Source organism: Bacteroides sp. PHL 2737 (genome assembly GCF_004115325.2).
Lineage (GTDB): Bacteria > Bacteroidota > Bacteroidia > Bacteroidales > Bacteroidaceae > Bacteroides > Bacteroides hominis.
Map to the genome: position 1 here is coordinate 738,772 of NZ_CP040630.1, position 15,846 is coordinate 754,617.

7 protein-coding genes are annotated in these 15,846 nt (G+C 45.8%); all 7 read left to right on the plus strand.

Annotation, left to right across the window (positions count from 1 at the left end; translation table 11 throughout):
• Positions 1-8: 8 nt before the first annotated feature.
• The 7 genes from DBK98_RS03130 (at position 9) to DBK98_RS03160 (ending at position 15,682) form a co-directional block, all read left to right on the plus strand.
• Complete coding sequence (locus tag DBK98_RS03130; protein ID WP_005781788.1) at positions 9-485, plus strand: hypothetical protein; 477 nt, start codon at positions 9-11, stop codon at positions 483-485.
• A 223-nt stretch (positions 486-708) separates the two neighbouring features.
• Entirely contained in the window at positions 709-2,526 is a 1,818-nt protein-coding gene (locus tag DBK98_RS03135; RefSeq protein WP_032535417.1) for a right-handed parallel beta-helix repeat-containing protein, read from the plus strand.
• Positions 2,527-2,538: 12 nt separating this feature from the next.
• A complete protein-coding gene (locus DBK98_RS03140) occupies positions 2,539-3,666 on the plus strand; it encodes an acyltransferase family protein (protein ID WP_032535416.1) in 1,128 nt (375 codons plus the stop codon).
• Positions 3,667-3,711: 45 nt separating this feature from the next.
• Entirely contained in the window at positions 3,712-6,759 is a 3,048-nt protein-coding gene (locus tag DBK98_RS03145) for a glycoside hydrolase domain-containing protein (RefSeq protein WP_032535415.1), read from the plus strand.
• A 94-nt stretch (positions 6,760-6,853) separates the two neighbouring features.
• Positions 6,854-9,343 carry a glycoside hydrolase N-terminal domain-containing protein gene (locus DBK98_RS03150; RefSeq protein ID WP_005811753.1) on the plus strand — a complete coding sequence of 830 codons (2,490 nt, stop codon included), beginning with the start codon at positions 6,854-6,856 and terminating at the stop codon, positions 9,341-9,343.
• A 1,036-nt stretch (positions 9,344-10,379) separates the two neighbouring features.
• Positions 10,380-13,640, plus strand: a complete 3,261-nt coding sequence (locus tag DBK98_RS03155) for a TonB-dependent receptor (RefSeq protein WP_005811755.1) — start codon at positions 10,380-10,382, stop codon at positions 13,638-13,640.
• A 14-nt stretch (positions 13,641-13,654) separates the two neighbouring features.
• On the plus strand, positions 13,655-15,682 hold the full coding sequence (locus DBK98_RS03160) for a RagB/SusD family nutrient uptake outer membrane protein (RefSeq protein WP_032535414.1): 2,028 nt from the start codon (positions 13,655-13,657) through the stop codon (positions 15,680-15,682).
• The last annotated feature ends 164 nt before the right edge of the window (positions 15,683-15,846 follow it).

Consider the following 15,846-nt stretch of genomic DNA (forward strand, 5'->3'; position numbering starts at 1 on the left):
AAAGTAATATGAAGAGAATCAAATTATCAGATACGAAATGGCTCATGTTGCTATTGATGTGTATGCCACTCATCGCTTCATGCAGTAAAGAAGACCTGCCCGCCTACGAAGAGGCGGAAATAACCAAAGTAGGCGCTTACCACCGCTTCTACTCCGGTGATAAGGATGCCCTCACCGGAGAAAACATTGTGGCTGAAAAGGAATTGGACCGTACAAACGACATTGACTCCGACAACGGAATTGCTACAGCCGTATTTACAATTCCTGCCGCAGGAGGCAAATTTACAGAGGCTGAACGCGCCAAGGTATCATTGAATAACCTCGTGGTTTACGTCAATATATCTACTGCTGCACGTGTCACCCCATTGGACGGTTCACCTAAGTTCGGTGTACCTGCCGATTGGACCCAAGAGCATAAATATAGCGTAATGGCTGCTGACGGTACAAAGAAAATCTGGACTATAAAAGTTAGTCTTAATAAATAGCCCGCATGATTATGGCTTATAAAAGTCACAGATTTCAATAGGTAAGTATTGCTTAATTTTAAAGCCGTTGGTGAACGCGTTTATGAGAATAAATCGTGATCCAACGGCTTTTATCTAACTCCTCACCGATCTCTAATTCAGAAAAATTATATACCTTTAGATCCCTCAATAGTTTCCGTCACTGATCTTATTAAATAATACATAAAACGAGAGATTAAATACCATGAAAAAGTATCTGCACATCTTATCCGCATTTTCTTTGCTTTGCGCTACCGCCTATGCGCAACAGAAAGATACCATCTACATCACCGATTTCGGAGCAACCCCGTACTCGTACGAAAACTGCGTTACGCAAATACAGGCGGCTATTGATGAATGTAAACGTACAGGAGCCAAGGTGCTTTCACTCCCCAACGGACGCTATGACATCTGGCCCGAAGGGGCTACCCGCAAAGAATACTTCATTTCAAATACATCGACAGAACAGGAATGCCCTTCGAAAGTAAAGACTGTGGGACTGATGCTGGACAAAATCAATGACCTGACCATCGAAGGAAACGGAGCCACACTGATGTATCATGGAAAGATGACAACCCTTGCTCTGGAGCATTGTAGCCACATAAGAATCAACAACCTGCATATCGACTTTGAACGGCCGGCAGGTTCTGAGGTTCAATATAAGAAAGTAACCGAAGGAGAAACAGAAGTATCCGTACACCCCGACACACGCTATGAAATCGTAAATGGAAAAATCAACCTGTATGGCGAAGGATGGCGTTCAAACAAGAATCATTGCATCGAATACAACCCGGATACGGAATCTTTCACATACAGCCAAGGATGGAAAATACTGGCAAACTCTGCCGCCCAAGAGATTTCTCCCGGAATCATTCGTTTTACAACCCCGGCAGGATTCACGCCTAAAGTGGGAAATACGCTGACCATTCGTGATATAATCCGTGACCAGGTAGGGCTTTTCATACTCGAAAGCAAAGACATTACACTAAGCAGGGTGCAAATGCACTATATGCATGGGTTAGGTATCGTCAGCCAGTATACCGAGAATGTAACGATGGACAGAGTCAGGTGTGCCCCCCGCCCGGGAAGCGGCAGACTACTGGCAGCCTCAGCAGACATGATGCACTTTTCAGGATGCAAGGGAAAAATCCTTATCGATAGCTGTTATTTTGCCGGAGCGCAAGACGATCCGGTAAATGTGCACGGAACCAATCTGAGAGCCATTGAAAAAGTAGATGCGCAAACACTCAGATTACGATTTATGCACGGACAAAGCTATGGGTTCAACGCTTATTTCAAGGGAGACACAGTGGCTTTTGTCAGGGCGGCTACCATGGAACGCTTTGCCCGGGCAACAATCCGGAATGTAGCACGAATATCGGACAGGATATTGGAAGTTCGCTTTGACCGGGATATACCGACAGGTATGGAACTCAACCATGATTGTGTAGAAAACATGACTTGCACGCCGGAAGTGGAAATACGTAACAGTTACTTTACACGAACCAGCACAAGAGGTACTTTGGTTACTACTCCAAGAAAAGTAGTGATAGAAAACAATACGTACTACAAAACAGGAATGAGTGCTATCCTGATCGAAGCTGATGCCGAAGGATGGTATGAATCGGGACCGGTAAAAGATGTATGGATCAAAGGGAATACTTTCATAGACTGTGCCTACAACGGAGGTCCGGGGCATGCCGTCATCGCCATACATCCTTCCAACAAAATCGTTGATGCCTCGCATCCGGTTCATCAGAACATCCGTATCGAGAACAATACTTTCAAGACATTCGATTGTCCGGTACTCTATGCCAAAAGTACGGCAGGACTCTTATTCAGGAATAACACCATTACCCGTACACGAACCTCCCCCGCCACATCCGGCAATCCGTATACCTTCTATCTGAACGGCTGCAAAAATGCAGTGATAGAAAGCACCGTGTTCGAAGGAGAAGTGTTGGGGCGGAACATAAAAACAGAAAACATGAAAAGAAACCATCTGAAAACAACGCTTAAATAACCCACCCAACTTATGAACAAACCTTTATCGACCACCCCGCCCCGCTTGGCGTCACTGGACATTCTGCGAGGATTCGACCTCTTTCTACTCGTCTTTTTCCAACCGGTGTTATGGGCATTGGCACACCAACTCAACGCTCCCTGGCTGAACAGTATCCTTTCTCAGTTCGATCATGAAGTGTGGGAAGGGTTCCGCTTCTGGGATCTGGTGATGCCCCTTTTCCTCTTCATGACAGGAGCTTCCATGCCCTTCTCTTTCTCGAAGTTTAAAGACGATCCGGATAAGGGTCCCATCTACCGTAAAATCATCAGGCGTTTCATCCTATTGTTTATTTTCGGAATGATTGTACAAGGCAATCTGTTGGGCCTCAACCCCAAATACTTGTATCTATATTCCAATACCCTGCAAGCCATTGCCACAGGCTATCTGATTGCAGCCATCATCCTGTTGCATTGCAGCTTCCGCCGGCAACTGATCGTTACTGCCCTGCTATTATTAATCTACTGGGCCCCAATGACCTTTCTGGGGGACTTTACACCGGAAGGAAACTTTGCCGAAAAGATAGACAAGCTGGTATTGGGACGTTTCCGTGACGGGGTATATTGGAATGAAGACGGTACCTGGAACTTCTCTCCGCATTATAACTACACCTGGATATGGAGCAGCCTCACCTTCGGAGCTACCGTAATGCTGGGTACTTTTGCCGGAAAGATAATGAAAGCCGGTAAAGATAACCGCCGGAAAGTAGTACGGACATTGCTGGTGATCGGCATAGCCCTGGTGGCTTTCTCGCTGGTATGGAGTCTGCAAATGCCGATCATCAAACGGCTGTGGACAAGCAGCATGACACTTTTCTCAGGAGGACTTTGCTTTCTGCTGATGGGTGCCTTCTATTACTGGATAGACTATAAAGGACACAGCCGCGGACTGAACTGGCTGAAAATATATGGAATGAACTCAATTACAGCCTATATTTTAGGGGAGGTGGTCAACTTCCGCTGCATAGCAGCATCTGTCAGTTACGGATTAGAGCAATACCTGGGCGGTTATTATCCGGTATGGCTCAGCTTTGCCAATTATCTGATTGTATTTCTTATTCTGAGGATCATGTATAAACAGAAAATATTCCTGAAGATCTAATCACATACAAACAGACAGAGCGTTTAACAAACAATCTTTATAAGTATGAAAAGACATGTACTATCACTCGCACTCTTGTTATTTATAGCAGGAGGCACAGGGCTGATAAAAGCCCAAAAATCGCAGAACTATCTGTACGAAGTTCCTTCCCGCCCGTGGGAAGAGTCCTTCGGAAATCACCGGGCCGTACTGCAAATAGAAAAACCGGCACAAGTCGTGACTCTCGATTTTGAATGGCGGCGTCCGGATAAGGATGTGGACAACAAGCGGTTCCTGATTATCCATGCAACAACCGGAGATACCGTCCGCAACATCCGCCGGATGGAAGTGAACAATGAACACTGCCGTCTGCAATTCGGTCCGGTAGAGAAAGAAGGTACTTACTACTTCTATTACTTGCCCTACCGGGTACAAACAGGATATGGGTTCTATGGCGGCGGATATCTTCCGAAAGAGAGTACACCGGACACAACCTGGCTGATCCAAGCCCAAACGACCCGGAGAAACCCGCAAGCCACAGTGGTAAAAGTTGAGGCACGACAGGCTTTCGACAGTTTTTACCCGATGGAAATAGCCTCCACGGCAAAAGAGAAAGAGAACTACATCAATCGGAACAAAGCTGCACTCTATCTGTTTGCAGAGGACCGCAGATATCCCATCCGGATGCGCAACGACCTCCCCACTAAATGGTTGACACATAAACAGGGGGAGCTGTTTCAAGGAGAAGCAGCTCCCAATGAATACTATACTTTCCAAATCGGAGTATGGGCTGCCGGAAACAAGACCGACCGGATCGGTTATCAGGCTTCTTCCCTCCGGTGTGACGAAGAAATAATTCCGGCAACCGCCATCACTTGTTTTAATGTGGAAGGTACAGACCCTTACGGAAAGACCTTCAAGAAAGAAGTAAACGTAGCCGAAGGAAAAGTGCAGGCCCTTTGGTTTGGAATAGATATTCCCAGAGGACAGAAAGAAGGCGTTTACACGGGCACTATCACTATCAGCAATGCCGACGGGGCGCAAGGTACAATCCCCGTAAGCATACGGATCACGGGGAATCCACTGCCCGACAGAGGGGACAGTGAATTGTGGAGATACAGCCGCCTGAGATGGTTGAATTCAACCTTGGGCATTGCCGACACCCCCACTGCTCCTTACACAGCTATGACGATGGAAGAAAACCGTATCGGATGTCTGGGACGCACCATAACGGTGGACGAAACCACAGGATTACCGGCACAAATACGTTCGTGGAATAACGATGTGCTGAGTAGTCCCGTACAGTTTGTGATACAAACGGACAGCGGAGTGAAAGAACTGAAAGCAGGCCCCCAACTGACGGAACAGACAGCAGGCCATGTCGCAGGAAGTTGGAGAGCCGAAGATGAAGATGTAGCCGTAGACTGCAAAGCAATCATGGAGTTCGACGGATGGATGAATTATATATATACCATTACCCCAAAAAAGCGAATAGAGGTGAAAGATATCCGTTTGGTATTGCCGGTCAGAAATGAAATAGGAACTTACTTCCTGGGCATGGGTCTTCCGGGACAAGCCACTCCTCAACAGTATGACGGAAAATGGGATGCCCCCGAGAAAACGGTGAATAATTTCGGAGTGTCTATCCCCACATCCAAAGAACAACAATGGCTATGGCCATTCGACAGTTTCTGGATCGGAAACGAACATGCAGGTATCCACTGTGAATTCAGAGGCAGCACCTACAGCGGTCCGCTGTTGAATCTGTATCGTCCGGCCTATCCGGAAAGCTGGTTTAACGGCGGTAAGGGCGGCTTCTCTATACGGAAAGAGGCTGATGGAGTGAAAGCCGTGGCATATAGCGGAGCACGTACGCTGGAAACCGACCAATCCATTACCTTCGACTTTGCCATGATTGTCACCCCGGTAAAACCACTGAATATGAAAAGTCAGTTCACGGACCGCTATTATCACAATGGTCCCAAACCCACACCGACACAGGCGGACATCGACGCAGGAGTACGCATCATCAACGTCCATCAGGGAAACGGCTACAACCCGTTTATCAACTATCCCTTCCTGACAGTCGATAAGATAAAAGAATTCACCAAAGAGTGGCATGCCCGGGGATGCAAAGTAAAGATATACTATACGCTGCGCGAACTAAGCAACGCTACCGCCGAGATATGGGCCATCCGCAGCTTGGGACATGAAATACTGAGAGGCGGAGACGGCGGAGGATTCCCTTGGTGCCGCGAACACTTCGTAACGGATTATACACCGCAGTGGTACGAACACTTTGACTATACCAACGAACAGGGTATTACGGCCGATGCATCCATACTAACAGCGGAAGGAGACTCCCGATGGTATAACTATTATATAGAAGGACTACGTTGGATGGTACAGAACCTGGATATCGACGGTATCTATCTGGATGACGTTTCCTTCGACCGCCGTATCCTGAAACGAATGCGCCGGGCAATGGAAAGCGTAAAACAGGGATGCCTGATCGACTTGCATTCGAATACTGGATTTTCCAGGGGACCTGCCAATCAATATACGGAGTTCTTCCCGTATGTAGACAAACTATGGTTCGGCGAGAGCTTCCTTTATGATAAAATGACTCCGGCCAACTGGCTCGTAGAGTCATCAGGTATTCCGTTCGGACTAACAGGCGACATGCTGTACAGAGGAGGTAACGCATGGTTGGGAATGCAATATGGAATGACCGTTCGTTATCCATGGTATACGGAAGGAGTCAACTGCGATCCGCGACAGGTATGGAAGGTATGGGATTCATTCGGCATTGCAGATGCCGCCATGCTCGGATTCTGGGAAGAACACCCGGCCGTCTCCACATCCGACGAAGCTGTCAAAGTCACTGCCTACCGCAAGCCGGGAAAAGTCCTGTTATCCTTAGGTAATTATTCGGATGAAGTGAAGACCGTAAAGCTGAACATAGACTGGGAACAGACTGGGCTGGATCCACAACAGGTGAAACTCATGGCACCCGGGATTCCGGACATGCAACAAGCCACTGAATGGGATATCAACGCTCCGATTGTGACAGCTCCCCGAAAAGGTTGGCTGATCTATATAATCCCAAAGTAAACATTTTATAGTCTGCACAAGATTCAAGGTTTTTCTTTATCTTTGTGCAGACTATGATCAACCAATACTAACTAATCCTAATAACACCAAAAACATGAAGAAACTTTACTCACTTCTCTTCACTGCCTTGTTTGCCCTGCCGGCTGCACATGTTCATGCTACCGATTACACACAAGGACTCACCATCTGGTTCGACACACCGAACACACTGCAAGGAAGAGCTATCTGGTACGGAAGCCGTCCCGACCTTTGGAAAGGCGAGAACAAACCGGAAAGTGCAGGAGACACAGCCAGAAACCCGGATGCCAACTGGGAGTCACAATCTTTACCGATAGGAAACGGAAGCATCGGTGCCAACATCATGGGCTCGATAGAGGCAGAACGCATCACTTTCAATGAGAAAACCCTCTGGAGAGGGGGGCCTAACACCTCAAAAGGAGCAGAAGCCTACTGGAATGTGAACAAGCAATCGGCACACGTACTGGACGAAATACGCCAGGCCTTCAGTGAAGGAGACCAGAAGAAGGCTGCAATGCTGACACGTAAAAATTTCAATAGCGAAGTGCCTTACGAATCGAATCGTGAAAAGCCTTTCCGCTTTGGCAACTTTACCACTATGGGAGAATTTTACGTAGAAACCGGGCTGAGTGCTGTGAACATGAGTGGTTACAAACGTATTCTATCACTGGACTCGGCACTGGCCGTAGTGCAATTCAAGAAAGATGACGTAGCCTACGAGCGCAGTTACTTCATTTCCTATCCGGCCAATGTGATGGCAATCCGTTTCAAGGCAGACCGCCCGGGCAAGCAAAACCTGACTTTCAGCTATGCTCCCAATCCGGTGTCAACGGGAAGTATGACAACCGATGGCAGTAACGGACTCACATACACCGCCCACCTGGACAACAACGGTATGCAGTATGTTGTACGCATCCATGCCACCACTAAAGGCGGAACATTGTCAAACGCAGACGGAAAAATAACCGTAAAGGACGCGGACGAAGCAGTATTCCTCATCACTGCGGATACGGACTATAAAATAAACTTTGATCCGGACTTCAAGGATCCCAAAACATATGTAGGAGTAAACCCTGCCGAAACCACCCGCCAATGGATGGACAATGCCGTAAGCATGGGATATGATGTATTGTTCAAGCAACATTATGATGACTACGCCGCCTTGTTCAACCGGGTGAAGTTGCAGTTGAATCCGGATCAGCAAAGTGCCAATCTGCCTACAGCCAAGCGTTTGCAAAACTACCGGAAAGGACAACCGGACTTTTATCTGGAAGAACTCTATTATCAGTTCGGACGCTACCTGCTTATCGCCAGTTCGAGACCGGGTAACATGCCTGCCAACCTGCAAGGCATCTGGCACAATAACGTAGATGGACCATGGAGAGTGGACTACCACAACAACATCAATATACAGATGAACTACTGGCCGGCTTGCCCGACTAACCTCAATGAATGTACACTTCCGTTGGTGGACTTTATCCGTACACTGGTAAAACCGGGACAGAAAACAGCACAGGCTTACTTCGGAACAAGAGGATGGACTGCATCCATTTCAGCCAATATTTTCGGATTTACCGCTCCGCTCGAAAGCGAAGATATGTCATGGAACTTTAATCCGATGGCCGGTCCCTGGCTGGCAACACACATCTGGGAATATTATGATTATACCCGTGACAAGAAATTCTTAAAAGAAACCGGATACGATTTGATTAAGAGCAGTGCTCAGTTTGCTACTGATTTCTTATGGCGTAAACCGGACGGAACCTATACGGCAGCTCCTTCCACTTCGCCCGAACACGGACCGATTGACGAAGGGACTACCTTTGTGCATGCCGTGATCCGCGAAATTTTGCTGGACGCCATCGAGGCAAGCAAAGTACTCGGAGTAGACAGCAAAGAACGCAAACAGTGGCAAGAGGTACTGGCACATCTGGCTCCATACAAGATAGGACGTTACGGGCAGCTGATGGAATGGTCGAAAGACATCGATGATCCCAAAAACGAGCATCGTCATGTAAACCATCTCTTCGGACTGCATCCGGGACATACCCTCTCGCCTATCACCACTCCCGACTTGGCTAAAGCCGCAAGAGTGGTACTTGAACATCGCGGTGACGGAGCAACCGGATGGAGCATGGGATGGAAACTCAATCAATGGGCACGTCTGCAAGATGGCAACCATGCTTACAAGCTTTTCGGTAACCTGCTGAAAAACGGTACACTGGATAATCTGTGGGATACTCACCCGCCTTTCCAGATCGACGGGAACTTCGGAGGTACCGCAGGTATCACAGAAATGCTGTTGCAGAGTCACATGGGATTCATCCAATTACTCCCTGCATTACCGGACGCTTGGAAGGACGGAAGTATAAGCGGAATTTGTGCAAAAGGGAACTTTGAGGTGGATATGTCATGGAAAAACGGACAACTTGCAGAAGCCACCGTTTTCTCGAAAGCCGGTGAACCATGTACAGTAAGATATGGCGATAAAACTCTTTCTTTCAAAACAAGCAAAGGCAAAGTTTATAAATTGGCAGTAGAAGCCGATCGCCTGATCGTCAAATAATACTTCATAGTAGGATGATAAAATAATATCCCCGGAGGAAAGATATTTTTCCTTCGGGGATATTTTTATTTCGTCATATCGTTATTCCTATTTATAAAAGAAAATCTTCATACAGTCCCCCATACACACATGCCATTCAGGCTGTATCCAACTATTACTGTTGTTCTACCATATTTTTATAAGATCTACAAAGTATCAAATTTAACATTTCCATTTTAGGGAGGGGTATCATTCCAATATAGAAACGAACAATGCCAAACAAGACAGAAAATCGGAAGAAAAATAAAATCTCAATAAAAAGAATCAAGTAAACAAAAGAAAGTTTCTATAATTAAGAGAATCTCATTGCTAAAATAAAAAAGAGAAGAAATTTAGTTCTCACGGAACTTATCACATTTAGATCTTTTCTTCAAGTATGCTTTAATCTTCGCCCTATTCCCATTTAATATTTTTCGTTAACACAGGTTATCATGTGTTTATAAACCCACAGTATCTTTTGGCAAAGATGCGATAAGTTTTAATAATACGCAAGAAAACATAATAATATTTTTCATTATCTCTTTTTATAGTACTGCCAATCTATTAAAAACAGATTAGCAATAAATAAAATATATCATCCTATAAGAAGACGGTAGAAAAGAAACTACTTTTTATTTGCGCAATATTCATCATCAGAATAGCATAATTATGTAACCATTTAACATAATCAACTATCTGAACCCTCTGTAACCACTAATACAGGCCCCAACAATAAAGAAAAATAACGAAAGACAAACACAAAAGATAGCTGATGGCAAACTTATTACCTTTTTCCAAGTTCCGTGAGAACTTAACACAAAAAACAAACAGTTAAATCAATAGGGCAACATCGTTCAGAAAGGAATAGGAAAGAAATGACATACATACATTAACCTCTAATAATTGCGCTTATGAAGTAGAAAAAACGAATCCTTTACAAACCTATTCCGGAAATACAATCGAATCCGGAATCCTAAAACAAACTATCAAATTAATGTTTAACCGAACAATTTAGTGTATGACAGAAAAAACTAACCTGTTTCCGAACCTAATCCGGTTTCGAGAAACAAATCGCCTGAAAATGGCAATCGCTGCTTCTATCATGCTATGGTGTGCAACACCTCAGCAAGCGGCAGCCGATACTTACGAAAAACACGAAATCACCACTGTACAACAGCAAAAAGTAAAAGCTACCGGTACCGTGGTAGATCAAAATGGGGAAGCTATGATTGGTGTATCCGTCAAAGTGAGAGACAATGCCACCATGGGAACTATCACCGACCTGAATGGTAAATTCTCTTTTGACGTACCTAAAGGCGCTACACTTGAAATTTCTTACATCGGCTACAAAACCGTAACTGTCAAGGCAGAAGGTACAGTCCTCAACATTACGATGAAAGAAGATGCAGAGGTATTGGATGAAGTCGTTATTGTGGGCTATGGTTCACAAAAGAAAGTGAACGTGACCGGTGCCGTCGGCATGGTCAGCTCCGACGTACTTGAAGCCCGACCGGTACAAAACGTATCGCAGGCTTTGCAAGGTGTAGTCCCAGGTCTGAACCTCTCGGTTGGCAACTCCGGAGGTGCACTGGACAGCTCGATGAGTATCAATATCCGTGGTGCCGGTACTATTGGTGATGGTTCAGGTTCTTCTCCTCTTATTTTGATCGATGGCATTGAAGGCGACCTGAACTCAGTTAACCCGAACGACATCGAAAATGTATCTGTACTGAAAGATGCAGCTTCTGCCTCTATCTATGGTGCCCGCGCTGCATTCGGTGTAATCCTCGTTACAACCAAGAGTGGTAAAAGCGGCAAAGCAAGGGTCAGCTATAACGGTAACGTACGTTTCTCTGACGCACTCTGTGTACCGGAAATGATGGACTCTTATCAATTTGCACAATACTTCAACCGTGCAGCCGAAAATGCCGGTGACTCAGGTCCATTCAGCCAAGAAGCACTCGACCGTATCCTTGCCTACCAAGCCGGAACCCTGAAAGAGACAATGACCATGAACGAACAAACCCGTAAATGGCAGGCTTATGGCGGTGCTAATGCCAATACCGACTGGTTCAAGGAATTCTATAATGACTGGGTTCCGTCACAAGAACACAGCCTGAGTATCAGCGGAGGTACAGAAAAGACACAATATACTATCAGCGGAAGCTTCCTCGACCAAAATGGTCTGCTTCGTCATGGTAGCGATAATTTCCAACGCTATACGATGAACGGTAAAATCACAAGCCAGATTGCTGACTGGTTCACTGTCACTTACTCAACCAAATGGACACGCGAAGACTTTGACCGCCCGTCATATCTGACAGGGCTCTTCTTCCACAACATCGCCCGCCGCTGGCCGAGTAACCCGGCTTACGACCCGAACGGACATCCGGTAGACGGCATGGAAATCGAACAGTTGGAAAACGGTGGAAAACAGATCAACCAAAAAGACCTGAACACCCAACAGCTACAGTTCATTTTCGAACCCATCAAAAACTGGAGAATCAACGTGGAAGGTAGTTTACGCACAACGAACACGAATGAACACTGGGATGTATTGCCGGTGTATGCATACAACGCAGATAACGAACCGTACCTGATTTCATGGAACGGCGGTGCACTCGGCCTCTCTCAGGTAAACGAGTATTCATATAAAGAAAACTACTACACGACCAACATCTATTCGGACTACTTTAAACAGTTTGACAGCGGACACTACTTCAAAGTTATGGCCGGTTTCAACAGTGAGCTTTATAAAACCCGTTATGTCCAGGCTCAAAAGAGTACACTGATTTCAAGTTCAGTGCCTACCATCAATACAGCCACTGAAGACCCGAAAGCATGGGGAGGATATGCCCACAATGCCGTAGCCGGTTTCTTTGGACGTATCAACTACAATTATAAAGACCGATACATGGTGGAAGCTAACGGACGTTACGACGGTTCGTCACGTTTCATAGGTGACAAACGTTGGGGATTCTTCCCTTCATTCTCTGCCGGATGGAACGTTGCACAAGAACCATTCTTTGAAAGAATCGCCGAAAAATGCAGCATCGGTACATTGAAACTCCGCGCTTCTTGGGGACAATTAGGTAATACAGATACCAAAGACGCATGGTATCCTTTCTATCAGACTATGCCGACAGGCTCCAACTATGGCTGGTTACTGAACGGTGCATTACCTAACTACGCCAACAATCCGGGCATTGTCAGCATGAAGAAAACATGGGAAACCATCGAAACATGGGATGTCGGTTTAGATTGGGGATTGTTTAACAACCGTTTGACCGGTTCGTTCGACTACTTCGTTCGTTATACTTACGATATGATCGGTCCGGCTCCCGAATTGGCTGCATCTTTAGGTACAGGAGTGCCAAAGATCAATAATGCGGATATGAAGTCCTACGGTTTTGAACTTGAACTGGGTTGGAGAGACCGTATCCGGGATTTCTCTTATGGCGTGAAATTCGTTCTGTCTGATTCTCAGCAGAAAATCCTGAAATATCCGAATGAAGACTACAACATCGGTACTTATTACAAAGGCCAGAAACTCAATAATATCTGGGGATACAAGACAATCGGTATCGCACAAAGCCAGGAAGAAATGGACGCCCATCTGGCAAAAGTAGACCAATCGGCCTTGGGTAGTAAATGGGGAGCAGGCGACATCATGTATGCCGACCTCGACGGTGATGGCAAGATCAGCACAGGAAGCAATAAACTGGGAGATACAGGCGACCGCGTAATCTTGGGTAACAGTACTCCACGCTTTAACTACGGTCTGACTATCGATGCAAGCTGGAAAGGAATTGACTTCCGCGCGTTCTTCCAGGGCATCGGCAAACGTGACTATTGGCTGCAGGGCCCGTACTTCTGGGGATCAACCGGCCTTGGACAATGGCAGGCTGCCGGCTTCAAGGAACATTGGGATTTCTGGCGTCCGGAAGGTGACCCTCTGGGAGCAAACACCAACGCTTACTACCCACGTGTAGCAAGAAACGGCGGTAAGAATACGAATGTACAAAGCCGTTATTTGCAAAACGCAGCTTATTGCCGTCTGAAAAATATCCAGATAGGTTATACTTTGCCCAAAACATGGACAGAAAAGGCAGGCATGTCGTCTGTACGTGTCTATGTATCCGGAGACAACTTGCTTACTTTCTCCGATATCACAGGCATCTTCGACCCGGAAGCAATCGGAAGTACATATGATGCGAACAACGGTAAACTGTATCCGTTGCAGAGAGTCATTTCAGTCGGTTTAAATGTTAACTTCTAAAAAACACCAAGAATATGAAAATTAAAATGAAATATATCGTGGCGCAGGCTTGCCTCGTAGCGGGAGCATCCATGGCTCTGACTTCGTGCAACGACTTTCTGGACAGAGAGCCGCTGGATCAAGTCACTCCGCAAGAGTATTTCCAAACTGCAGACCACCTGGCAGCATATACTATTTCAAAATACAACTCTATGTTTTCAACACATAGCGGATGGAATGCCGGTACGGTAAACAATGATGGCGGTACAGACAACATGGTAGTGGGTGGTTATAACTCTACCTACTATGAAAAAGGGATCTGGAAAGTACCTTCAAACAATAACAACTGGTCCAACGGATTGTCACTGGCCCGTTATTGCAACTACTTCTTCGAACAGGTATTGCCTAAATACGAAGCCGGAAAGATCTCGGGATCAGAAGATGACCTCAAACACTACATCGGTGAAATGTATTTCATGCGTGCATTGGTATATTACAACCAGCTACGCAAATACGGAGATTACCCTATCATCACTGAGGTGCTTCCGGATGATGAAGCGATACTGATTGAAAAGAGTGTACGTCAGCCACGTAATAAAGTGGCCCGCTTCATTCTCGAAGATCTCGACAAAGCCATCGGGTTAATGAAAAACCAAGGCTTCATGAACAACAATCGCCTGAACAAACAGTGTGCTTTGCTGATCAAATCACGTGTGGCATTATACGAAGCTACATTTGAGAAATATCATCAGGGAACAGGCCGCGTGCCGGGTGACGAAACATGGCCGGGAAAGAGCGTACATCCGAATTTCTCACTTGATGTAGCAGCCGAAATCAACTTCTTCCTCGACCAGTGTATGGATGCAGCTTCACAAGTAGCAGACGCTATTACACTGACTGAAAACACAGGGGTATTCAATCCGCTTAGCGACAGCGAATATTCCGGTTGGAATCCCTACTTTGAGATGTTCTCTGCCGAAGATATGAGCGGTTATTCCGAAGTTCTCTTCTGGAAAGACTATCTTCGTTCGGGAAGTATCAACATCAGCCACGGTGCTCCCAACTATATTTATTCAGGTGGAAACAATGGAATGTTGAGAAGCTATGTACAGACCTTCCTGATGGAGAACGGATTGCCTTGGTATGCCAGCAACAGCGGATTTAAAGGCGACAGCAGGGTTCAGGAAGAAAAAGAAGGACGTGACCAGCGCTTGCAACTTTTCTTATTCGGTGAGAAAGACAAGCAGGCTCCGAGAGCCGATGGTGACGGCACTATGCCCGAGTTCGGCGAACCTGCTCTCTTTGAGCTGCAAGAAGTAAGAGATTTGACAGGATATCGCATCCGTAAATGCCTGACTTATAAAAAGGATCAGATTATCTCCGGTTCCGACCAGTCGACCACAGGATGCATCATCTATCGTGGTGTGGAAGCTTACCTCAACTATCTGGAAGCATATTATCTGAGAAATGGCAAGGTAGATGGAAAAGCAGCCCAATACTGGACCGCCATCCGCAAACGTGGTGGGGTGGACACAGATTACGAAAAAACCATCCGCAATACAGATATGAGCAAAGAAGTAGACTGGGCTAAATACTCCGGTTCTACATTGGTAGACGCAACTTTATTCAATATCCGCCGTGAACGTCGTTGCGAATTCATCGGTGAAGGTATGCGTTGGGATGACCTGATGCGTTGGAGAGCTATGGACCAATTGCTCACAACCAAATATGTTCCGGAAGGATTCAACTTCTGGGATGAAGCTTATGATGACTATGTGGCAATGAAAAACGACAAAGGCGAGCCTAAATATAAGATTGTATCAGACGGTAGTTCAACAGCCAATATGTCAGCAAAAGAATTAGGTAAATATGTACGTCCATACTCAATCGTAAAAGCAAATAACGCTGTATTCGACGGTTACACATTCGCTAAGGCATACTACTTGTATCCGGTGCCGATACGGCAGATGGAGCTACTGTCTCCGGACCGTTCAGTCAACAGTTCTGTACTTTACCAGAACCCATACTGGCCAAACAAAACAAGCGAGCCTGCTATCGAATAATAGTTTTCCAATAGGAATCAAAATATAAAAAAGTATTGATTTTTAGTATATAATAAAGTTGTTGTGGTAAGAGATTTATAGCAACTACACAAATTTAAAAAAGGAAAATTGGAAAAAGGGCGTCCGTGAGGATGTCCTTTTTTATATTACATATTAGAAGAACG